Here is a 21,838-nt window from a genome sequence, read left to right on the forward strand (position 1 = left end):
GCTCAGTCCTCCAGCACGCCGGGCACGAACTCGCCCGTCGGGATCGCGGCCAGGTTGGAGGCGTAGGCGTCGAACCACGGCCCGGTGCCGATGATGTTGCCGAGGATCGATGCGTAGGGACCCATCGCGGCCAGGGTGTCCTTGAGCTCGCGGTCCTTGTCGTTGAGCAGGGTCAGCAGCTCCTCCACCTCGGCCAGCGCCGGGGCCATCTGGGCCTGGTTGTCCTCGGCCACCCCGCGCAGCTCGCGGGCCAGCACCCGCGCGTTGACCAGCAACCGGTGGATCGCCCGCTTGCGCTTGCGGACCTCCTTGAAGACCAGGTCGCTGTTGGCCATCAGCTCGACGATGTCCTTGCTGCGGTCGGCGAGCAGCGTGCTGACCCCGCGCGAGCTGCGCAGCAGGGCCTGGATCTGCTCGTCGCGCGCGGCCACGGTCTGGGAGAGCCGCGCGATCCCCTCGAACCCGGCCTGGATCTCCGGCGCGGCGGCGTCGACGGTCTCGGCCACGGTGCTCAGCGCCTTCTTGAGCCGGTCGGTGTCGATCCGCTCGGTGGTGGTGGTGAGGTCGCCGAAGACCCCGACGATGTCGTACGCCGCGCGGGTGCGCTCCACGGGGATGACGTCGTCGGTGCCCAGCCGGCCCTCGCCGACCGGGGTGAGCTCGAGGTACTTCTCCCCCAGCAGGTTGAGCACCTCGACGGAGGCCTCGCTCTCCTCGCCCAGCTCGACGCCGTGGTCGACCTCGAAGGTGACCCGCACCAGGTCGCCGTCGAGCGCGATGTCCTGCACGCGACCGACCCGGATGCCGCCGACCTGCACCATGTTGCCCTTGCGCAGCCCGCCGGCGTCGGCGAACTCGGCCCGGTAGCTCTCGCCGCCGAAGCCCGGGAACCGCGAGAGGTTGAAGGCCGCGGCCATCACCAACAGCAGCACCACGATCGAGATCGCGCCCAGCCGCAGCACCTGCGCGTCGGTGTAGCGGTTCACCGGGTCTCCTCCGCCCCGTTGCAGCGCGGCGCGGTCGACCGGAACTCCAGCTTGTTGAGCGCCGCGAGCAGCTGCTTGATGCCGGGCACGTTGCTGATCTCCGGCAGCGTGATGCGGCCGGAGAACCCGCAGACGTAGTAGCTGTACCAAGCGCCGTAGGTGCCGGTGCGGGTCTGGTCGGTCATCGACTCCGGCAGCCGGTCGAGGAGCTCGACCACGAGCTTCTTGTTCTCCTTCTCGTTCAGGAGGCCGGCCAGGCGGCGCAGCTCGGCGATGTCGGACTTCAGCAGCGGTCGGCTCTGCCGCAGCAGGTCGGCCACCACGACCGTGAGGTCGGAGATGCTGCTCAGCGAGCCGCCGATGGTGCTGCGGTCGCGGGCCAGGTCGCGCATCCAGTCGCGCAGCTCGACGACCAGGGTGTCGAGCTGGCGGTGCCGGTCGTCGACGGTCTCGAGGGTGCGGCCCAGGTTGGTGACGACCTCCCCTATGAGCTGGTCGCGGTCGGCGAGGGTGTTGGTGAGCGAGGCGGTGTGGGACAGCAGGTCGCGGACGGTGCCGCCCTCGCCCTGGAGCACCTGCACCAGGTTGAGGCTGAGCTCGTTGACCTGCCGGGGGCTGAGCGCCTGGAAGAGCGGCTGGAAGCCGTTGAACAGCGTGGTGAGGTCGAGGGAGGGGCTGGTCTGCGCGATCGGCAGCACGCCGTCGGCGTCCAGCCGCTCGCCCTCGCCCGAGCCCTCCTCGAGCGCCAGGTAGCGGTCGCCGACCAGGTTGAGGAAGCGGATCTCGGCCCGCGACGTCGTGGTCAGCGGCACGTCGGCCTTCACCCGGAAGGTCACCAGCGCCTGGCTGCGCTCGTGGTGCTCGACCTTCTTGACCTCGCCGACGCTGACGCCGGCGACCCGCACGTCGTCGCCCTTCTCGAGCATCGAGGCGCTGCTGAAGACCGCACGGTAGGTCGTGCCGGCCCCGAACCCGATGTTGCCCATGATCGCCGCGAGCAGGCCGGTGACGAGCACCGAGATCACGGTGAAGACCAGGAGCTTGACGCCCGCGGCGATGGTGACGGCGTTGCGGCTGCGGCTCACGACCCGCCACCTCCCCGGACCACGGGGCCGTAGAGCAGCGAGCCCCAGGTGCCGTAGGTGTCGGCCGCCCGGCCGGTGCGGTCGGCCAGCAGCGCGGCGATGATCCGCCGGTCGCCCTCCGTGCCGGCGAACCCGCTGGTGGGGTCGGCGGCCTGCTTGCGGGTGCCGGGCGGGTCGAACAGGCCGAAGTTCGGCAGCGGGCTGGTCGGCGGGTTGTCGTCGAGGTCGGTGCCGTCGTCGAACGACACGGGAGGCACCGGCACCGGCGGGTCTGGCAGACCCAGGCACCAGGGACCGTGGCCCACCTCGCCGTACTCGGGCAGGTCGCGCTCGTCGTAGGCGCGGTACTGCGGGGTGCCGAACTCGATGTACTGCTTGATCCGGTTGCCCTCGAAGGTGCGGGCCAGCCGCGGCGCGTAGCGGGCCGCGCCCTTGATCAGGCACGGCAGCTGCGGCGAGTAGGTCGCGAGCAGCCGGAGCACCGGCTCGGTGACCTCACCGACCCGGATCAGGTTCTGCTCGTTGTCGGTCAGCACCCGGGTCGTCGTGGTGGCGAGGCCGGCGACGTCGGAGAAGAACACGTCGAGCTCGCGCTGCTTGGCGAGGATCGTCTTGCCGGTCACCGTCAGGTTGTCCAGCACGCCCACGAGGTCGGGGGCCGCGAGGTCGTAGGTGTCGGCCACCTCGGCCAGGGCCACGAGGTCCTTGCGCAGGGTGGGGAGGTGGTCGTCGATCTCGTCGAGGTAGCCGTCGAGCCGCTCCAGGGTCTCCCCGAGCTGCTCGCCCCGACCGCCGAGCGCGGTGGCGAGGGCGTTGAGGGTGAGGTTGAGGTCGGCCGGCTGGACGGCGCGCAGCAGCGGGAACAGGTCGGCGAGGATCCGGCTGAGCTCGACGTTGGTCTCCACCCGGTCGGCCGGGATGACGTCGCCGTCGTCGAGTCCGTCACCGGAGCGGGCGCCGTCGTCGGTCACGAACGAGACGAACTTCTGGCCGAACAGGGTGGTCGGCAGGATCTCGACCTCGGTGTCGGCCGGGATCTCGCGGGCGGCGTCGGGCCGGAGCGCCACCCGGATGCTCGCCTGGTCGCCGTCCTGCTCGACGGCGCGCACCTGGCCGACCAGCGCGCCGTGCAGGCGCACGTCCCCGAACTCGGCCAGCTGGAGCCCGGCCCGGTCGGCCTTGATGGTGACCATCGTGACCGACTCGAACTTCTTCTGGTAGATCGCGATCGAGAGGTAGACCAGCAGCGCGATCACCGTCAGGAACGCGACGCCGGCGACCAGCAGCCGGCGGTGCTCCGCCGGGCTGTCGTGGTGGACGTTGACGAGCATCAGCCGGTGATCCTGACCGTGGTCGTCGAGCCCCAGATCGCGAAGCTGAGGAAGAAGTCGGCCACCACGATGGTGACGATGCTGGTGCGGATCGCCCGGCCCACGGCGACGCCCACGCCGGCCGGGCCGCCGGAGGCGGTGTAGCCGTAGTAGCAGTGGATGAGGATCACCGCGGTGGCGAGGAACAGCAGCTTGACGAACGACCACAGCACGTCGATCGGCGGGAGGAACTGCATGAAGTAGTGGTCGTAGGTGCCCGGCGACTGGCCGTAGACCAGGGTCGTGATCAGCCGCGGCGAGAGGTACGACGCGTACAGCGCCACGACGTAGAGCGGGATCACGGCGACGAACGCCGCGACCATCCGGGTGGTGACCAGGAACGGCAGCGACGGGATGCCCATCACCTCGAGCGCGTCGATCTCCTCCGAGATCCGCATCGCCCCGAGGCGTGCGGTGTAGCCGCAGCCGACCGTCGCGGCGAGCGCGATCGAGGAGATCAGCGGCGCCACCTCGCGGGTGTTGAAGTAGGCCGAGATGAAGGCGCTGAACTTCGCCACGCCGATCTGGCTGAGCGAGGCGTAGCCCTGGATGCCGACCTCGGTGCCGGCGAAGAAGGACAGGAAGGCGATGACGCCGACGGTGCCGAGGATCATGCTCAGGCCGCCGGAGCCGAAGGTGACCTCGGCCAGGGTGTTGGTGATCTCGCGCGGGTAGCGCCGGATCGCCCGCGGAGCCCAGGCCAGGGCCTTGATGTAGAAGAGCAGCTGGTCGCCGTAGCCCTCCAGGGACCGGCGCGGTCCCTGGAGCACCGCGCTGCCGATCGCTCCGATGCTCGCCATCACAACCCCGGGGGCGGGACGACCTGGAAGTAGATGGCCGTGATGATCGCGTTGATGAAGAAGAGGAGCATGAACGCGACGATCACCGACTCGTTGACCGCCCGCCCGACGCCGCTGGGGCCGCCGCCGGCATTCAGGCCCTTGTAGGCGCCCACGACCGCCGCCATTCCGCCGAAGACGATCGCCTTGACGACCGCGATGTAGAGGTCGGGCAGGCTGGCCAGGGCCGTGAACGACGCCAGGAACGCGCCGGCGGAGCCGCCCTGCACGATCACCGTGAAGAAGTAGCCGCCGCCGATGCCGGCACCGATCACGATGCCGATGATCATCATCGCCACGAACATCGTCGCCAGGACCCGGGGCGCCACGAGGCGCTCGATCGGGTCGACGCCGAGCACCTCCATCGCGTCGATCTCCTCGCGGATCTTGCGGGCGCCGAGGTCGGAGCAGATCGCCGAGCCGGCGGCCCCGGCGATGATCAGCGCCGCGGCGATCGGCGCCGCCTCGCGCACGACGGCGAGGACCGCCGTGGCACCGGCGAACGACTGTGCACCGAGCTGGCCGGTGAGGTTGCCGACCTGGAGCGAGATCACCGCCCCGAACGGGATCGAGACCAGGATCGTGGGCATCAGCGTCACGCTGGTGATGAACCAGGCCTGCTCGACGAACTCGCGGACCTGGGGCGGCCGGGTGAGGATCCGCTTCGCGACCTCGAGGGTCATCGCCGCGATCTCGCCCGGTCCACGGATGGCCGAGACGACGCTGACGGCCATCAGGACACCTCCCCGCTCCGAGCGACAGCGGGCTCAGAATAGAACGTGTTCTCGTTTGCCACAAACGCCCCCCGGTCGTGGTCGCGGCCCTCTTCCTCGCAACGACCCCGCCGCCGCCGGGTCACGCACGGGTCACGCCACGGGTCACGCCACCGGTCCCCGGCCGACCCCAGGGCCTAGGATCGCGACGTGCCCGACCACCTGCGAGGCCCGTCCGGGCGAGGACCGAACGTGCGACGCTGGTGGGTCGCGGTCCGCGACCACCCGTCGGCGGTGCTGCTCGTCGGCCAGCTGCTGGTCGTGGTGGCGCACCCGTTCCTCGAGCCGTCGGCGGCCGGCCGCGCCGTCCTCGGCGTGGGGCAGATGGCGCTGGTGCTCACCGCGGTCTACGTCGTCCGCCGCACCCCGGCCCTGTCGTGGGTCGCGATCACCCTGGGCCTGCCGTCGATGGTCTTCGCGGTGCTGGAGGCGGTGCGTCCCCACACCGACTGGGTCGTGCTGGTCTCGGCCGCGGTGCACGTGCCGTTCTACTTCTTCGTCTCCTACGCGATGATCCGCTACCTCTTCCACGACGACCGGGTCACCCGGGACGAGCTGTACGCCACCGGCGCCGCGTTCACCGTGGTGGCGTGGGCGTTCGCCTACCTCTACGCGGCCGTGCAGGTCCTCTGGCCGGGCTCGTTCGTGGGTGCCGGGCCGCCCGGTGACCGGCCGTGGTTCGACCTCCTCTTCCTGTCGTTCACCACCCTCACCAGCGTCGGGCTCTCCGACGTGCTGCCGGTCGAGCCGCACGCCCGGTCGTTCGTGATGGTGGAGCAGGTCGCGGGCGTGCTCTACGTGGCCCTCGTGATCGCACGGCTGGTCGGGCTCAACGCACGTCGCCGCGCTGGCTGAACGATGCCCTCCGGGGCATCGCGCCCGGTGTCCACCTCTAGGGGTGGAGCTCCGCGGCCGGGGCTCACCCCTGAGTAGGTATTTGCAGGTCAGCACGTATGTGGCGGGTCGATCGGGGCCATCTCTGTGGCATGGACACGACAGCAGCAGCCCCCTCTCGGGAGGCCGAGCGCGCTGCCCGGGAGCACGAGACCGCGCGACTGTTCGCGGCCGCGAGCCAGTGCCAGGGGTCGGAGCGTGAAGCCCTCCTCCGCCGGATCGTCGAGATCAACACCTGCGTGGCCCACGCCGTGGCCCACCGCTACCGCAACCGGGACGTCGCGATGGAGGACCTCGAGCAGGTCGCCTGCGTCGCCCTGGTTGCGGCTGCCCGCAGGTTCGACCCGGACCGGTCGGAGAACTTCCTGACCTACGCCGTCCCCACGATCGCGGGCGAGGTGCGCCGCTACTTCCGCGACCACGGCTGGGTGGTGCGGCCCCCGCGCTCGCTCCAGGAGGCCCGGGCCCGGGTCAGCGCCGTGCGCGACACCCTCCCGCCGGGGGACGACGGCCGACCCGCCTCGCACGTCGACATCGCCCAGGTCACCGACCTCAGCGAGGCTCAGGTCGCCGAGGCGCTGCGCCTCGACTCGTGCTTCAGCCCGCTCTCGCTCGACCTCCACGGCCAGGACGGCGACGGTGTCGCTCTCGGCTCGATGATCGCCTCCGACGACGACGGCGTCTCCCGCGCGGAGGCGCGGGTGTTGCTCCAGCCGGCCATGGCCACGCTCACCGAGCGGCAGCGCCAGGTCCTCCAGCTCCGGTTCGGCCAGGGCCTGCACCAGCGCGAGATCGGCGAGATCATCGGCGTCAGCCAGGTGCAGGTCTCGCGCCTGCTCAGCCAGGCGCTCGGCACGCTGCGCACTGCGCTCGGGGCGGAGTCCTACGCCGAGGTCGCGTGACCTCGGGCGCTCACGAGCCACCAGCCGTGTCCCACCCGCCGTCGCGCCCCGGACTCACGCAGACCGGCCCCGCGACGGCCCCGCGCGCCCCCGCCCGGCACCGGGCGGGGGCGCTCGCACCTGGTCGCGCGACGGACGGGTGAGCATCCGCAGGACCGGACACCGTGGAGCCATGACTGATCTCACCCTGCAGCTGCTCCGGCACGGCTACGACGCCGTGGCCGTCGATCGCGCGTCCCGGGGCGGCGGCGACCCCTACGTGTCGCGGCTGCTCGGGAGACGAGCCGTCGTGGTGCGCGACCCCGAGGGGGTGCGCACGTTCTACGACGAGGGGGTGGTGCGCCGCAGGGGCGCGGTGCCGCCCCCGCTGGCCTGGCTGCTGTTCGGCCGCGGCGCGGTGCACGGTCTCGACGACGAGGCCCACCGCGACCGCAAGCTGATGTTCCTCGAGGCCCTCTCCCCCGCAGCCATCACACCCCTGGTCGAGCTCGCCGAGACCGAGCTTCGCCGCGCGGTCGCGAGCTGGCCGGACCGCGCCGAGGTGGAGGTGCACGACGAGCTGGTCCGCGCCTACGGTCGAGCGGTCCTGACCTGGGCCGGCCTCGACCTCACCGAGGCCGAGGGCGACCGGGTGGCTCGCTCGCTGTCCGGCATCGTCGACGGCTTCGGCTTCGCCGGCCCGGCGTACCTGAGGGGTTGGCGGGAGCGGGTGCGTCGGGAGCGCTGGGCCACTCGCCTGGTCGCCGACGTGCGCGCCGGAGGAGTCGCGCGCCCCGGCTCGGTGCTGGCCGAGGTCGCGGCCTCCGACCTGCCGACGCGCACGGCCGGCGTGGAGCTGCTCAACGTGCTCCGGCCGACCGTCGCGGTGTCCTGGCTCGGAACGTTCGCCGTCCTGCGCCTGGCCGAGCACCCCGACTGGGCCGATCGCGTCGCCGACGACGCGGCCGGGATGGTGCGCTACGCGTTCGCGCAGGAGGTACGCCGGACCTCGCCGTTCGTCCCCGTGCTCGCCGGACGGGTCCGCCAGGAGGCTCGCTGCGGCGAGGTGCGGCTCGGGCGGGGCGACCTCGTCGTCCTCGACGTCGTGGGGATCCACCGAGATGCCGGGCGCTGGCCCGATCCGGGCGCCTTCCGGCCGGAGCGGTTCGCCGCGGGTGCGGTGCCGGGGGCCTACGACCTGGTGCCGCAGGGGGGTGGGCACCCCTCCGGGCACCGCTGCCCCGGCGAGTCGCTGGCGCTGCGCCTGCTCGAGGTCACCCTGCGTGTCGTGGCGCCGCTGGGGTTGCGTCCCGAGCACGTCGCCGGGGCGGCCGTGGACCGGTCGCGCATGCCCACGCTGCCCCGCCGCGGCCTGCGGCTGGCTACGACCGGTCTCCGGGCGGGCCGGGCGCCCGCCGGCAGGACTGGGGAGCGGTCGGCGTGAGCGGCGGACCGTTCGTCCCGACCTGCCCGGGGTGCGGCCAGACCATGCACCCGGTGCTCGACCAGCGCCCGGCGACCGGGGGCGGACCGCTGCCCGCCGAGGTGCCCATCCACTTCGAGTGCCCCACCTGCGGACCACTTCCCGAGCCGGCGGCGGAGGTGCCCGGGGACTGACAGCCCTGACGTCTCGCGTCCGGACGGTTGGCTGGTCGGGAGCCGGATACCTCACGACTGTGACCAGCCTGACCCACGACCGCGCGCGCGTCGGAGGTTCCGCGGAGCGGGCCGTCGTCGTCGCCTCCGTTCCCTCCAGCCACGTCTACGTCCGCCACCTCGCACCGGAGGACGGCGGCGGTCCGCTGCGGCTCCCGGACCCCCGGCCCGACGACCCCGCCAGGTCGGCGGTGGAGCGGTGGTGGCCGCCCGTCATGCTCGACGCTGGCTGGGCCGCGACCGCCGACTTCGACCTGATGCACCTCCACTTCGGGTTCGACTCGCGCTCCCCCGCGGAGCTCGAGGCGCTGGTCGCGACGCTGCGTCGCCGCGGCAAGCCGCTCGTCTTCACCGTGCACGACCTGCGCAACCCCCACCACGAGTCCTCGGAGCTGCACGACGCCCAGCTCGACGTGCTGGTCCCGGCCGCCGACCAGCTCATCACGCTCACCCCCGGTGCCGCTCGCGAGATCGCGGGACGTTGGGGCCGCGAGGCCGTCGTCCTGCCACACCCGCACGTCGTCGGGCTCGACGACGCCGCCGCCCGGCGCCGCGCGCGGACCGCGCGCGAGCCGAGGTCCGGCAGCACGCCGTCGCCGTTCCGGGTGGGCGTCCACCTCAAGAGCCTGCGCCCGAGCATGGCGCCCCACCAGGTGCTGCCCACGCTCGTCGAGGCCGTCGCCGACCTGCCTGGCGCCGTGCTGCAGGTCAACGCCCACCACGACGTGGTCGACCCCGGTGGTGCGCACCACGACGACCGGCTCGCCGGCTGGCTGCGCGAGCGGGACCGGGACGGCGACCTGGAGCTGGTGGTCCACGACTATTGGGCCGACGCCCGCCACCTCTGGGACTACCTGGCGTCCCTCGACGTCTCGGTGCTGCCCTACCGGTTCGGCACCCACTCGGGCTGGCTCGAGGCCTGCCGCGACCTGGGAACGACGGTGGTGGCGCCCAGCTGCGGCTACTACGCCGAGCAGGGCCCGGTGCTGGGCTACGTGCTGGACGAGCAGGCGTTCGACCCGTCGACGCTGGCTGCGGCGGTGGCCCGGGCCCACCGCGAGCGACCGCGGTGGGGTGCGACGACCGAGGAGCGGCGCGCGCAGCGCCGCGAGGTCGCACGTCGCCACGACCTGCTCTACCGCTCCGTGCTCCGGGCCGGGTGAGCGGTGCGGATCTGCCTCGTCGCCTCCTCGCGCCACCCGATCCGCCAGCCGTTCGCCGGGGGCCTGGAGTCGCTGACCCACCAGCTGTGCCATGAGCTGACCGCCCGCGGTCACGACGTGACCCTGTTCGCCGGGCCGGGCTCGGACCCCGCGCTACCGGTGGAGGTCCTCGACGTGCCGGCGTTCGAGCCGAGCGCCGCGGCGATGGCGGACGTCAACGCGCCCTCGCGCACCTGGCTGGCCGAGCACCACGCCTACCTGGGCCTGATGCTCGCCCTGGGCTCGCGCTGGGCCGATCGCTTCGACGTGGTCCACAACAACAGCCTCCACCACCTCCCGGTCGCGATGGCGGGTTCGGTGCCGATGCAGGTGGTCACGACGCTGCACACCCCTCCGCTGCCGTGGCTGGAGTCGGCCGTGGCCCTGGCACCGGGGTCGAGCACGTTCGCTGCCGTCAGCCGCAGCACCGCCCGCGGCTGGGCGCACGTGGTGCGCAGCGAGGTCGTGCCCAACGGCGTCGACACCGACGTCTTCCGCGCGGGCCCCGGTGGCGGCCCGGCGGTGTGGAGCGGCCGCCTGGTGCCGGAGAAGGCGCCGCACCTGGCCATCGAAGCCTGCCGCCGGGCCGGCGTCCCGCTGGTGCTCGCCGGGCCGGTGAGCGACCCGGCGTACGTCGAGCGGGAGGTGCTGCCTCGGTTGGGACCCGACGTCGAGCTGGCCGGCCACCTCGGCCGCGACGAGCTGGTGGCCCTGCTGGGCCGGGCGTCGGTCGCGGTGGTGACGCCGGCCTGGGAGGAGCCCTACGGCCTGGTGTGCGCCGAGGCCCTCGCCTGCGGGACACCAGTCGCGGCGTTCGACCGCGGGGCGATGCGCGAGATCCTCTCGCCGCGCACCGGGCGCCTGGCCCGCTCGGGTGACGTCGACGCCCTGGCCCGAGCGGTCGCCCGGGCGGCGACCCTCGACCGTGACGAGTGCCGCGTCCACGCCGTGGCCCACTGCTCGGTGGCCCGCATGGTCGACGGCTACGAGCGCCTCTACGAGCGGGCGGGACGGCAGGACCGAGCGGCGTGATCGGCTACTACGTCCACCACCACGGTCTGGGCCACCTGCACCGGGCCCTGCAGGTGGCGGACGCGCTGGGCGAGCCGGTGACGGCGCTGTCGTCGCTGCCGCGCCCCGCGGATTGGACCGGGCCGTGGATCGAGCTCGACCGCGACGACGAGGACCCCACGCAGCTGCGGCCCTCGGCCGGTGACCGGCTGCACTGGGCCCCGCTGGGCAGTCACGGGTTGCGCTCCCGGATGGCCGAGATCGCCTCGTGGATCCGGCACCTCTCCCCTCGCGTGGTCGTCGTGGACGTGTCGGTGGAGGTGCTCCTGCTCGTCCGGCTGCACGGGATCCCGGTGGTCACGGTGGTGCAGCCCGGCGACCGCGGCGACCCCGCCCACCTGCTCGGCTACGACGTCGCCGACGCCCTGGTGGGCTGCTGGCCGGCAAGCGCCCGCGGCCTGCTTCGTGGCGTGCCCGGGCACGTGCTCGACCGGGTCGACTGCGTCGGAGCGATGTCACGGGCCGCGGTGAGCGAGTCGTCCGCCCCGGTCGCTGCCGGGCCGCGTCGCGCCACGCTCCTCTCCGGCATCGGCGGCAGCGCGCTCGACCGGGAGCTCCTCGACCGGATGGTGGCCGGGACCCCCGGGTGGGAGTGGACGGTACTCGACCGGCGGCTCGGCACCTGGGTCGACGACCCCGCCCCCGTGCTGGCGGCCTCGGACGTCGTGGTCACCCACGCCGGGCAGAACGCGCTGGCCGAGGTCGCCGCCGCCCGGTGCCCGGCCGTCGTGGTGCCCCAGGAGCGTCCGCACGGCGAGCAGCGGTGCACCGCGGCGGTGCTGGCCGGCGGTCCGTGGCCGGTCGTGGTGCGCGACTCCTTCGCCGGCGGCGACTGGGCGGCCACCCTCGAGCAGGCGGGCCGCCTCGACGGTCGCGACTGGGCCTCGTGGTGCGACGGCGGGGCCGCGGCCCGGTTCGCCGAGGTGGTGCGGGCCACGGCGCTGAGGTGCGCGTCGTGACCTCCGCCCTGCCCGGCGTGGCCGTGGTGACGATCGCCCACGGCCGGCACGACCACCTCGCGCTCCAGCACCGGTCGCTGGCCGCCGCGACCGCCCGTCCGGCCGACTACGTCGTGGTCGCGATGCACGACCCTGGGCTGGGTCCGGCCACCGTCGACGGGCTCGGCCGCCGGGTGCGGCACCTGCCCCGCCATCCCGAGGGGCTGCCACTGGCCGCCGCCCGCAACCTGGGCGTCACGACCGCGCTCGAGGCCGGCGCGGAGGTGGTCGTGGTGCTCGACGTCGACTGCGCCGCCGGACCCGGCCTGGTCGCGTCGTACGCCGAGGTGGTGCGCGAGCGGCCGGGGCACCTGTGGTGCGGGCCGGTCACCTACCTGCCCCCGCCGCCCTCCGGCGGCTACCGGCTCGACGACCTCGACGACCTCGACGACCCCCACCCCGCGCGACCTGCCCCCGCCCCCGGCGAGGTCGTGCTCGGCGGCGACCCGGACCTGTTCTGGTCGCTGTCCTTCGCCGTGCACCGCGACACCTGGCGACGGGTGGGCGGCTTCCACGAGGGCTACGTCGGCTACGGCGCCGAGGACACCGATCTCGGCCACACCGCCGCGGCGGCCGGCGTCGACCTGGCCTGGGCGGGGGCGGCGCGCGCCTACCACCAGCACCACCCGGTGAGCCGGCCGCCGGTCGAGCACCTCGACGACATCCTGCGCAACGGACGGCGGTTCCGCGACCGCTGGGGGCGGTGGGCGATGACCGGCTGGCTGGAGGAGATGGCGGAGCTGGGCCTGGTCGCCCGGCAGGGCGACGACTGGGTGCGGAGCGGGTCCGGCCCGCACGGATACGCACGCCCGCTCCCGGCAACCGTGCGGCCATGACCGACCACGACGGCTCCCCCGACCACCCGACCGACGGCCGGACCGCCCTGCTGGTGATCGACCTGCAGAAGGACTACGTGCAGGACCCCGAGCTGCGGCGCTGCAGCGACGACGTCGTCAAGCACACCAACGAGCTCATCGAGAAGGCCGAGGCGGCCGGCTGCCCGGTGGTGGAGGTCAGCACCGAACACGACCCCGACGGCAGCACCTGGGCGCTGAACATGCGCCAGGACGACCAGGGCCTGGTGCTCGCCGGCACCGAGGGTGTCGAGCGGCTCGACGGGCTGCGCCCGATCGAGCGGCGGGTCACCAAGACCCGCGACAGCGCGTTCTTCGAGACCGACCTGGTCGCGCTCCTCCAGGAGCTCGGGGTCGACCGGCTGGTGCTGGCCGGCATCTCCACCGAGTCGTGCATCCGGGCGACCGCGATCGACGCCTACGCCCACGACTTCCGGGTCGTGCTGCCCCGGGACGCGACCGCCTCGGTCGACGAGCAGATGCACGACGAGACGCTCAGCGCGCTGTCCGAGCTCTACCGGCAGCCGGTGGAGTGGGCCGCCGACATCACCTTCGACTGACGCCCACCCCGTCCGGTCAGCGCCCGGGCAGCCGGTCGTGGAGCAGCGCCGCCCGGGCGGCGTTGTGCCCCGGCGCGCCGTGCACGCCGCCCCCGGGGTGGGCGGAGGCGGAGGCGAGGTAGAGCCGCGGCACGCCGGTCTCGGCGCGGCCCAGCCCCGGCACCGGCCGGAAGACCAGCTGCTGGTGCAGCTGCGAGCTGCCGCCGCCGACCGCGCCGCCGACGAGGTTGGCGTCGCGGCCCTCCAGCTCGTGGGGGCCGAGGACACGACGGGCCAACACCCGGGAGCCGAACCCGGGCGCGAGCCGCTCGAGGCGGTCCTGCATCCGGTCGGCGAACCGCTCGCACTCGTCGCGGTCCCAGCGCCCCGTGATGCCGTCCGGCCCGGCGTCGCCGGCCACCTCCTGGGGCACGTGGGTGTAGGCCCACAGCGACTCGGTGCCAGCGGGCGAGCGGGTGGGGTCGGACGTGGTCATCTGCCCCACCAGCAGGAACGGCGCCGCCGGCACGAGCCCGGCCGAGACCTGGCCCAGCGCCTCGGCCATCTGCACCTCGTCGTCGGCGACGTGCACGGTGCCGGGCGCCTCGGACGGCGCCGATGCCCACGGCACCGGGCCGGACAAAGCCCAGTCGACCTTGACCGTGCCGGGGTCCATGGTGAAGCCGCGGATGCCCCGCCGGACCCGCTCCGGCAGGTGCTCGGGCGCCACCAGGCCGCCGAGCAGGCGCGAGGCGACCACGTCGGCCACCACGGCGCGTCGGGCCACGACCCGCTCACCGTCGGCCAGGCGGACGCCGACCGCGCGGCCGCCCTCGACGTCGACGCCCACCACCTCGGCGGAGCAGCGCAGGTGGCCCCCGCGCACCTCGAGCCGGTCGACCAGGGCGTCGGTCAGCCGGCCCGCACCCCCGCGCGGCACCGGGAACCCGACCGTCTGCCCGAGCATGGTCATCAGCAGGCCCATCAGGCCCGAGCCGGCGGCGTCGAGGGGGATGTCGGCGTGCCCGGCGTTGCCGGAGAAGAGCAGCCCGGGTCCGGGACCCGCGAACCGGCGTCCCAGCCCGGTGGCCGGCATCAGCAGGGTCTGCACGAACCGGAGCCCGCCGGCCCGGCGCAGCCGCGGCAGCAGGCCGAGAGCCGGGCGGACGGGCGGGAACGGCGCCAGCAGGGCCTCGACGAAGCGGTCGCCCACGGCGTCCCACTCCTGGCAGAGCCGCAGCCAGGCCTCGCCGTCGCCCGGTCGCGCGCGGTCGAAGCCGGCGGCGGTGGTGGTCCGGTCGCGGTGGAGCATCGCCCACTCGCCGTCGGGGGTGGGGTGGCCCAGCACCGCGGGGGCGTGCTCCCACACCAGGCCGTGCTCCTCGAGGTGCAGGCTGCGCAGCACCGGCGAGGCCACGCCGAGGGGGTAGAACGCGCTGGCGGTGTCGTGGACGAAGCCCGGGTGGACGTCGGTGTCGCTGCGCACCGCGCCGCCCGGGGTGGGTTGCGCCTCCAGCACCAGCACCGACCAGCCGCGGTCGACGAGGTGGTTGGCCGCGGTCAGCCCGTTGGGTCCCGCGCCGATCACCACGGCGTCGTAGCCGGCGCGGCCGCCCCGACGAGAGGCGCCGGAGGGAGTCACTGGCGGCGCTCGGCGATGAACGCGAGCCGGCGCAGGGTCTCGACGTTGCGCCAGCCCAGCGGCACGTCGCGCAGCGGCTTCGGCACCAGCAGCCCCGGGCCGCTGGCGACGTCCTCCTCGAGCACCACCGTGCAGCCGTCACCGTGCGGCTGGATCCGGATCGTCACCTGGGCCTCGCCCGCCGGCCAGCCCCGCGCGCGCAGCTTGAGCAGCGAGTGCGGCCGCGACTCCAGCACCTCGGTGGAGTCGTCGATGAGCATCGGCCAGGTGCCGACCGAGTGGTGCAGCTGGCTGCCCTTTGCCGGCCAGCTGTCGTCGACCTCCCTCATCCGGGAGGCGCCCACCACCCACAGCGGGTAGAGCCAGCCGTCGGCCAGTACCTCCCAGAGCTGCTCCGGCGTGGCCTGCATCGTCCTCGTGTTGGTGCTCATGCCGGGCCGGTAACCGTCGGGGCCGCCCCGGATGCAGCGCCGGGCAGCCGGACTGGCCCGGGAGGTGATCGGATACCGGTCGCGGTCCGTCGTGCCACGCCGCCAGGAGGTCCCGTGACCCTGCCCTCGCTCTGGGAGACCCGCCACCCGGGAGCCCCCCGCCCCGCCGCCGAGGTGGGCGGTCACCACGAGGTGGTCGTCGTCGGAGGCGGCATCACCGGACTGGTGGCTGCGGTCGAGCTGGCTCGCACCGGGCACGACGTGGCGCTGCTCGAGGCGCGCACGCTGGGCAGCGGCACCACCGGGCGCAGCACCGCCAAGGTCAGCGTCCTGCAGGGCAGCCGGCTCTCCTCGATCCGGTCGCGGCACCCCGAGGGCGTGGTGCGCTCCTACGTCGCCGCCAACCTCGCCGGGCAGGAGTGGCTGGCGGCGTTCTGCGCCGAGGAGGGCGTCGCCGTGCAGCACCGCACGGCCTACAGCTACGCCCACGGACCCGACGGCGCCGCCACCGCTCGCCGCGAGGCCGAGCTGGCGGCCGCCGCCGGCCTGCCCGCCCGCTGGGTCGACGACCTGCCGCTCCCGCTGCCGACCGCCGGAGCCGCGGCGCTCGACGACCAGTGGCAGCTGGACCCCCTCGAGCTGGTCGGGGCGCTGGCCGGGACCGCACGGCGGCACGGCGCCACCCTCCACGAGGGGGTGCGGGTGCGGCGGGTCACCGGGCACGGCCCGACGCACGTGCAGACGACGACGGGCGAGGTGACCGCCGACCGCGTGGTGGTGGCCACCGGCATGCCGATCCTCGACCGGGGTGGCTACTTCGCCCGGATGTCGCCCTCGCGGTCCTACGGGCTGGCCTACCTCACCCCGGAGCGCGCCGTCGACGGCATGTTCCTCTCGGTCGACCAGCCCTCGCGCTCACTGCGCGACACCCCCGGCCCCGGGCGGCCGGTGCTGCTGGTGGGTGGCAACGGCCACGCCACCGGCCGGCACGGCTCGACCCGGGCCCGGCTCGACGAGCTCGACGCCTGGACCCGGGAGCACTTCCCCGGCGCCGAGCTGACCCACGAGTGGTCGGCGCAGGACCACCTGCCCCACCACGGGCTGCCGTTCGCCGGGCCGCTGCTGCCCGGCCGCGACGACGTGCTGGTCGCCGGCGGGTTCTCCAAGTGGGGCCTGACCAACGGACCGGCCGCCGCCCTGGCGCTGGCCGCCCGGGTCGAGGGCCGGTCGCCCGCCTGGGCGGACGTGCTCGACCCGTTCCGGACCCGCGAGCTGCGGGGGCTCCCCCAGAGCCTGCGCGAGAACGCGGTCATCGGTTTCGAGATGGCCCGCGGCTGGGTGCGGCCGCTGGTGCCCACCGGCGCCGGGTCCGAGCCGCACGTTCGGCCCGGTGTCCCGCCGGTCGCCGACGGGCCCGGGGACCGGGTCTCCGCCGTGTGCACCCACCTGGGCGGCGTCGTGGCGTGGAACGACGCCGAGCGCAGCTGGGACTGCCCGCTCCACGGCTCGCGGTTCGACACCGACGGCTCGGTGCTCGACGGGCCGGCCACCTGCGGCCTCACCCGCCGGGCCGGGTGAAGGATCACCCCGACGGACGAGGGGTCCCGGCTTGGCGCGACGCCGTTCACCGGCTATCCATGGGGTGTGCACTCCAGCCTGGTCCGGGTGGCGGTCGTGACGACCGACGAGATCGTCGCGGCCGGGATCGAGCAGGTGCTCTCGGCCTCGGGGACGCCCATCGAGGTCGTCGCCCTCGACCCAAGCGGTGCCGCAGACGCTCCGGACGTGGTGCTCTACGACGTCAAGGGCCTCCACGACGGCGACGCCGGCGAGCTGGAGCACCTGGTCAAGGAGACGCCGTCGGTGGTCGTCGCCCTGGCCCAGGACCTCCGTCCCGAGCTCGCCCAGCGAGCCCTCGAGCTGGGGGTAGCGGGCTGCATCAGTCTCGCCGCCCAGCACCAGCAGTTGACCGACCTGGTCCGCGCGGCCGCGGCCGGTGAGCTGGCCGGGGAGGCCACCCTCGACACCCCGGGTCTCGACCAGACCTTCGAGCGGGTCGGCGGCGACGCTCGGCTCACCCCGCGCGAGCTCGAGGTCCTGCGGCTGATCACCCGGGGGCTCAGCAACGTCGAGGTCGCCGGCCAGCTGTTCGTGTCGATCAACACCATCAAGTCCTGCATCCGGTCGGCCTACCGCAAGATGGGGGTCACCACCCGCAGCCAGGCGGTCGCCTGGTGCCTCCAGCACGGGGTCGAGCTCACCTCCGACTCCTGACCGCCCCGAGCCCAGAGGGTTGGCATCGTCAGGAGTGGCAACCGTGCCCGTGCTGCTCGCTCGGGTGACACCGCGACACCCGCAGCGAGCAGGGCATGGGGTCCCGGGCGTCCGAGACCGCGCCACGACCCCCGACGCGTCACCGCGCCGGGGGTCGTCACACCTCTCGGGGTGGTTCGGGCCGAGAACCGGCCACCCCTGGGGATGGAAACGTCCGTCAGCCCGTCTGGACCACCCCCGGGCCGGTACCGGTTGTGCATGACCGCACCTGCACCGTGGCGCGCCGAGCGCGCCGTCCGCGAGGAAGAGACCGCGCGCCTGTTCGCCGAGGCCCGGCACGCCGACGACGCCACCCGTGACGAGCTGCTGCGGCGGGTCGCCGAGATCAACACCTGTGTCGCCCATGCCGTCGCCCACCGCTACCGCGGCCGCGACGTCGAGATGGCCGACCTCGAGCAGGTCGCCTGCCTGGCCCTGGTCCGGGCCGCGCAGCGCTTCGACCCCGAGCGCTCGGAGAACTTCCTGACCTACGCCGTCCCGACCATCACCGGCGAGCTGCGGCGCTACTTCCGCGACCACGGCTGGACCGTGCGACCGCCGCGACGGCTCCAGGAGGTGCGCAGCCAGGTGAGCTCGGTGCGCGACACCCTGCCCTCCGACGAGTTCGGCCGCCCGGCCAGCGAGCGCGAGATCGCCAAGGTGCTCGACCTGCCGGTCGGCGACGTCTCGGAGGCGCTGCGCCTCGACACCTGCTTCTCCCCCGACTCCCTCGACGTCGACCCGGCGACCTCGCCGCGCGTCGTCTCGGTCGACGACGGTCACGACGCCCCCGAGGCCAGGGCGATCCTCGAGCCCCTGCTGGGTCGACTCACCGAGCGGCAGCGCCGCCTGGTGCACCTGCGGTTCGTCCGCGACCTCACCCAGAGCGAGATCGGGGCCGAGCTCGGCGTCAGCCAGGTGCAGGTCTCGCGACTGCTCGCCCAGGTCTACGACACCCTGCGCGACGGGCTCGGCGTCCACCAGTTCTCCGACGTCGCCTGACCCGCGCCTGACCGTCGCCACCGTCGCCGACCGTCGTCCGACCGCACGCCGGCCCCGCGGATCCGGGGGCCGGCACCGACCGTCGGCGGCGCCGGCGCCCCGGAGCGGATCAGGGGGTGAAGACCACCTTGATCATGCCGTCCTGCTTCTTCTGGAACTTCGCGTACGCCGACGGCGCCTCCTCCAACGGGAGGTGGTGGGTGGCGAACGTCTCGACGCCCAGCACGTCCTCGTCCTGGCTGATCAGCTCGAGGATGTCGTCGCTCCAGTGGCGCACGTTGGCCTGGCCCATCCGCAGCTGCACTTGCTTGTCGAAGAGCTGGAACATCGGCATGGGGTCGAGCGCACCGCCGTAGACGCCCGACAGCGAGATGGTCCCGCCGCGGCGCACCGACTCGATGGCGGCGTACAGCGCGGTCATCCGGTCGACGCCGGCCTTCATCATCAGCGGCTCGGCGACGGCGTCCGGCAGCAGGCCGACCGCCTTCTGCAGCAGCGAGGTGCCGGGCGACCCGTGCGCCTCCATGCCGACCGCGTCGATGACCGAGTCAGCGCCCCGGCCGCCGGTGAGCTCTCGCACCTGCTCGGCGAGCCCCGCGGTCTTGCCGGCCTCCTCGATGTCGATCACCTCGGCCCCCCGGGCCTGCACCCGGGCCAGCCGCTCCGGCACCAGGTCGGCCACGATCACCCGGTGGCCGCGGTGCATCGCGATCCGGGCGGCCATGTCCCCGATCGGCCCGGCGCCCAGCACCAGCAGCACGCCGTCGGGCGGCAGCTGCGCGTACTCCACCGCCTGCCAGGCCGTGGGCAGCACGTCGCTGAGGAACAGGAAGCGGTCGTCCGGCGGGCCCTCGGGCACCTTGATCGGGCCGAAGTGCGCCTGGGGGACGCGGAGCAGCTCGGCCTGGCCGCCGGGCACCTGGCCGTACAGCTTGCTGTAGCCGAGCAGGCTGGCGCCGGTCCCGTGCTCGCGGTTCTGGGTCGTCTCGCACTGGCTCTGCAGGCCCTGCTCGCACATCCAGCAGCTGCCGCAGCTGACGTTGAACGGGATGACGACCCGGTCGCCGACCTGCAGGTTGGTCACCCCCGAGCCGACCTCCTCCACGATGCCCATCGGTTCGTGGCCCACGATGTCGCCGGGCTCCATGAAGGTGCCGAGCGGCTCGTAGAGGTGCAGGTCGGAGCCGCACAGGCCGGTGCTCGTGACGCGGATGATCGCGTCGGTGGCCTCCTCGACCTGGGGGTCGGGCACCTCGTCGACGCGGATGTCGCGGGTGCCGTGCCAGGTGACTGCCTTCATGTGTTCCTCCTCGGTGGGGACGTGCTGGGTCAGGTGCGGCCGGTGCCGATCCGGCGAGGGCGGCTCACCCGCGCAGGGCGGGGAGCACGTCGCGGCCGTAGCCGGCGATCATGTCCAGGTAGTGCGGGCCCATGTTGGCGACGTAGACCTCGTCGAAGCCCGCGTCGACGTACGACCGCAGCTGGGCGACGTGCCGCTCGACGTCGGGGCCGGCGACGATGCTCTCGGCGGTCGACTCCCGGGTGACGAGCTGGCTGGCCTGCTCGAAGTGCTGGGGGCTCGGCAGCACCTGGGCCAGCTCGCCCGGCAGGCCGGCGTTGGCCCAGAGCCGGTGCGCGTGGTCGACGCCCTCGTCCTCGGTGTCGGCCCAGGCGACCTTGACGCCGCCCTGGGCCGGCTTGCCGCCGGAGAGCTCCTTCCAGCGGGCGACCATCTCGGCGTCGTCGCTGGTGTTGATGAAGCCGTCGCCGATGCGGGCGGCGAGGTCGAGCGCCTTGGGGCCGAACGCCGAGACGTAGATCGGTGGCGGCTCGTGGGGCAGCGTGTAGATGCGTGCGGTGTCGACCTGGTAGTGACGCCCGGCGGTGGTGACGACCTCGCCGGTCCAGAGCCGGCGGATCAGGTCGACGGCCTCCTCCAGCATCTCCAGGCGGACGTCGGCGGAGGGCCACGGGCCGCCCAGGACGTGCTCGTTGAGCGCCTCGCCCGAGCCGACGCCGAGCACGAACCGGCCCTCGAGCAGGCACGCCGAGGTGGCCGCGGCCTGGGCGATGACCAGGGGGTGGGTGCGCACGGTCGGGCAGGTGACCGCGGTGGTCACCGGGAGCGAGCACGCCTGCGAGATCGCCCCGATCACCGACCAGACGAACGGGCTCTGCCCCTGCTCGTCGTTCCACGGGTGGAAGTGGTCGCTGATCCACAGCGCGTCGAAGCCGGCCGCCTCGGCCGCCACCGCCTGCTCGACGAGCTGGGCGGGGGTGTACTCCTCGCAGGACAGGAAGTAGCCGAACCGCATGGGGCCTCCCGGGACGTCGTCGTTCTCTGCTCCACCGCGGCGGTACCCCTCCCGTCCACCACCATCCGGCCCACCCCGCTCCCCCCCGTCCACGGCCCCGGGGGCGGATAGTCCCGGACGAAATGGCCCCCCCGCCCGGCCCGGACCCGACCACTTCGTCAGGGACTACCGCGGCCGGGCGGGGTTAGCGGGAGGACTTTCACCCCTGGGGGTCGTGTCGTCGGGGGCCGGTCCGGGTAACGCTGGAGCAGCCGTCCCTGCCGGGACCGTCCTGAGGAGGCCCCGTGAGCGTCACCGTCCCCGATCAGCGCGCCGGCCGCACCACGACCGCGCCGCCGGAGGAGGTCATCGACTTCGGTGGTCTGATGATCCGCTACGACGAGCGCGTGCTCCGGCCCCGGCCATGGACCAGCGCCCAGTCGCGGTGGGCGGCGGACCTGTGGGCGGCCCGCGGCGGGCGGGCCCTGGAGCTGTGCACGGGCGCCGGCCACATCGGCCTGCTCGCCGCCCACCTCACCGGTCGCCCGCTGGTCGCCGTTGACGTCGACCCGGTGGCCTGCGCCTGGGCCCGGCACAACGCGGCCGTCGCCGGCCTCGACCGGGTCGAGGTCCGCGAGGGCGACATGCGCGAGGCCGTCGCCGCGGGCGAGCAGTTCACGGTGGTCATCGCCGACCCGCCGTGGGTGCTGCACGACGAGGTCGACCGGTTCCCCGAGGACCCGCTGCTCGCCATCGACGGCGGCACCGACGGTCTCGACCTCGCCAGGATGTGCACCGCCGTGATGTCCCGGCACCTCGCGCCGGGCGGCACCGGCGTGCTCCAGCTCGGCGACCGCGACCAGGTCGAGGAGCTCAGCGCCGGTCTCGACGACCTCGCCGTCGTCGAGACCCGCGTGCACCCCCGCGGCGTCCTCGTCCGCCTCGACCGCCGCTGACCCCACGCGCCGGGTCGTCGTTACTCGTCACGAGTAACGACGACCCGGCGCC

21 protein-coding genes are annotated in these 21,838 nt (G+C 73.9%); 12 read left to right on the top strand and 9 right to left on the bottom strand.

The genetic code is table 11. From position 1 onward, the window contains the following. Positions 1-2: 2 nt before the first annotated feature. From JT721_RS08310 to JT721_RS08330, 5 genes are read right to left on the bottom strand one after another with little or no spacing between them, the layout of a single operon-like run. A complete protein-coding gene (locus JT721_RS08310; RefSeq protein ID WP_205472477.1) occupies positions 3-986 on the bottom strand; it encodes an MCE family protein in 984 nt (327 codons plus the stop codon). Then, positions 983-2,071, bottom strand: coding sequence for an MCE family protein (locus JT721_RS08315; protein ID WP_205472478.1), 1,089 nt, complete (start codon positions 2,069-2,071; stop codon positions 983-985). The genes JT721_RS08310 and JT721_RS08315 overlap by 4 nt, the downstream gene beginning before the upstream one ends. Further along, entirely contained in the window at positions 2,068-3,402 is a 1,335-nt protein-coding gene (locus JT721_RS08320) for an MCE family protein (RefSeq protein WP_205472479.1), read from the bottom strand. The genes JT721_RS08315 and JT721_RS08320 overlap by 4 nt, the downstream gene beginning before the upstream one ends. Beyond that, entirely contained in the window at positions 3,402-4,241 is an 840-nt protein-coding gene (locus JT721_RS08325; protein WP_205472480.1) for an ABC transporter permease, read from the bottom strand. Before JT721_RS08325 ends, JT721_RS08320 begins: the two co-directional genes overlap by 1 nt. Next, the gene (locus JT721_RS08330; protein WP_205472481.1) at positions 4,241-5,014 is read right to left on the bottom strand and encodes an ABC transporter permease; all 774 of its coding nucleotides are present in this window, start codon (positions 5,012-5,014) and stop codon (positions 4,241-4,243) included. The genes JT721_RS08325 and JT721_RS08330 overlap by 1 nt, the downstream gene beginning before the upstream one ends. A gap of 231 nt (positions 5,015-5,245) precedes the next feature. Between JT721_RS08330 and JT721_RS08335 the strand changes: the two genes are divergently transcribed. The 8 genes from JT721_RS08335 to JT721_RS08370 all read left to right on the top strand — a co-directional run bounded on the left by JT721_RS08335 (position 5,246) and on the right by JT721_RS08370 (position 13,169). Beyond that, positions 5,246-5,908 (top strand): potassium channel family protein, encoded by a 663-nt coding sequence (locus JT721_RS08335; RefSeq protein WP_205472482.1) that lies wholly within the window; start codon positions 5,246-5,248, stop codon positions 5,906-5,908. A gap of 131 nt (positions 5,909-6,039) precedes the next feature. Then, positions 6,040-6,849, top strand: a complete 810-nt coding sequence (locus tag JT721_RS08340; protein WP_205472483.1) for a sigma-70 family RNA polymerase sigma factor — start codon at positions 6,040-6,042, stop codon at positions 6,847-6,849. Positions 6,850-7,021: 172 nt separating this feature from the next. Continuing rightward, the gene (locus JT721_RS08345) at positions 7,022-8,272 is read left to right on the top strand and encodes a cytochrome P450 (protein ID WP_205472484.1); all 1,251 of its coding nucleotides are present in this window, start codon (positions 7,022-7,024) and stop codon (positions 8,270-8,272) included. 232 nt (positions 8,273-8,504) lie between these two features. Then, complete coding sequence (locus JT721_RS08350) at positions 8,505-9,647, top strand: glycosyltransferase (protein WP_205472485.1); 1,143 nt, start codon at positions 8,505-8,507, stop codon at positions 9,645-9,647. 3 nt (positions 9,648-9,650) lie between these two features. Beyond that, complete coding sequence (locus tag JT721_RS08355) at positions 9,651-10,718, top strand: glycosyltransferase (RefSeq protein ID WP_205472486.1); 1,068 nt, start codon at positions 9,651-9,653, stop codon at positions 10,716-10,718. Continuing rightward, entirely contained in the window at positions 10,715-11,716 is a 1,002-nt protein-coding gene (locus JT721_RS21675; protein ID WP_205472487.1) for a glycosyltransferase, read from the top strand. The genes JT721_RS08355 and JT721_RS21675 overlap by 4 nt, the downstream gene beginning before the upstream one ends. Further along, on the top strand, positions 11,713-12,591 hold the full coding sequence (locus tag JT721_RS08365; protein ID WP_205472488.1) for a glycosyltransferase family 2 protein: 879 nt from the start codon (positions 11,713-11,715) through the stop codon (positions 12,589-12,591). The genes JT721_RS21675 and JT721_RS08365 overlap by 4 nt, the downstream gene beginning before the upstream one ends. After that, complete coding sequence (locus tag JT721_RS08370) at positions 12,588-13,169, top strand: cysteine hydrolase family protein (protein ID WP_205472489.1); 582 nt, start codon at positions 12,588-12,590, stop codon at positions 13,167-13,169. Before JT721_RS08365 ends, JT721_RS08370 begins: the two co-directional genes overlap by 4 nt. Positions 13,170-13,185: 16 nt before the next feature. Here JT721_RS08370 and JT721_RS08375 read toward each other — a convergent pair whose 3' ends face one another. Both JT721_RS08375 and JT721_RS08380 read right to left on the bottom strand, forming a co-directional pair. Then, positions 13,186-14,790 (bottom strand): NAD(P)/FAD-dependent oxidoreductase, encoded by a 1,605-nt coding sequence (locus tag JT721_RS08375; RefSeq protein WP_205472490.1) that lies wholly within the window; start codon positions 14,788-14,790, stop codon positions 13,186-13,188. Further along, positions 14,787-15,221 carry an SRPBCC family protein gene (locus JT721_RS08380; RefSeq protein WP_205472491.1) on the bottom strand — a complete coding sequence of 145 codons (435 nt, stop codon included), beginning with the start codon at positions 15,219-15,221 and terminating at the stop codon, positions 14,787-14,789. The genes JT721_RS08375 and JT721_RS08380 overlap by 4 nt, the downstream gene beginning before the upstream one ends. Before the next feature lie 114 nt (positions 15,222-15,335). On the opposite strand from JT721_RS08380, the gene JT721_RS08385 reads away from it, so the two are divergent. The 3 genes from JT721_RS08385 to JT721_RS08395 all read left to right on the top strand — a co-directional run bounded on the left by JT721_RS08385 (position 15,336) and on the right by JT721_RS08395 (position 18,536). Then, positions 15,336-16,799 (top strand): FAD-dependent oxidoreductase, encoded by a 1,464-nt coding sequence (locus JT721_RS08385; protein ID WP_205472492.1) that lies wholly within the window; start codon positions 15,336-15,338, stop codon positions 16,797-16,799. A 66-nt stretch (positions 16,800-16,865) separates the two neighbouring features. Beyond that, the gene (locus tag JT721_RS21680) at positions 16,866-17,495 is read left to right on the top strand and encodes a response regulator transcription factor (RefSeq protein ID WP_205472493.1); all 630 of its coding nucleotides are present in this window, start codon (positions 16,866-16,868) and stop codon (positions 17,493-17,495) included. A gap of 258 nt (positions 17,496-17,753) precedes the next feature. Next, positions 17,754-18,536, top strand: coding sequence for a sigma-70 family RNA polymerase sigma factor (locus JT721_RS08395; RefSeq protein WP_205472494.1), 783 nt, complete (start codon positions 17,754-17,756; stop codon positions 18,534-18,536). Between the two features lie 109 nt (positions 18,537-18,645). On the opposite strand, the gene JT721_RS08400 is transcribed toward JT721_RS08395, so the two are convergent. Both JT721_RS08400 and JT721_RS08405 read right to left on the bottom strand, forming a co-directional pair. Further along, positions 18,646-19,836, bottom strand: coding sequence for a zinc-dependent alcohol dehydrogenase (locus JT721_RS08400; RefSeq protein WP_205472495.1), 1,191 nt, complete (start codon positions 19,834-19,836; stop codon positions 18,646-18,648). 64 nt (positions 19,837-19,900) lie between these two features. After that, entirely contained in the window at positions 19,901-20,851 is a 951-nt protein-coding gene (locus JT721_RS08405) for a TIGR03557 family F420-dependent LLM class oxidoreductase (protein ID WP_205472496.1), read from the bottom strand. Between the two features lie 284 nt (positions 20,852-21,135). Between JT721_RS08405 and JT721_RS08410 the strand changes: the two genes are divergently transcribed. Next, positions 21,136-21,786 (top strand): methyltransferase domain-containing protein, encoded by a 651-nt coding sequence (locus JT721_RS08410; protein WP_307827951.1) that lies wholly within the window; start codon positions 21,136-21,138, stop codon positions 21,784-21,786. Positions 21,787-21,838: the final 52 nt, after the last annotated feature.

Origin of the sequence: Nocardioides sp. SYSU D00038, from assembly GCF_016924665.1 — a bacterium.
Taxonomy (GTDB): domain Bacteria; phylum Actinomycetota; class Actinomycetes; order Propionibacteriales; family Nocardioidaceae; genus Nocardioides.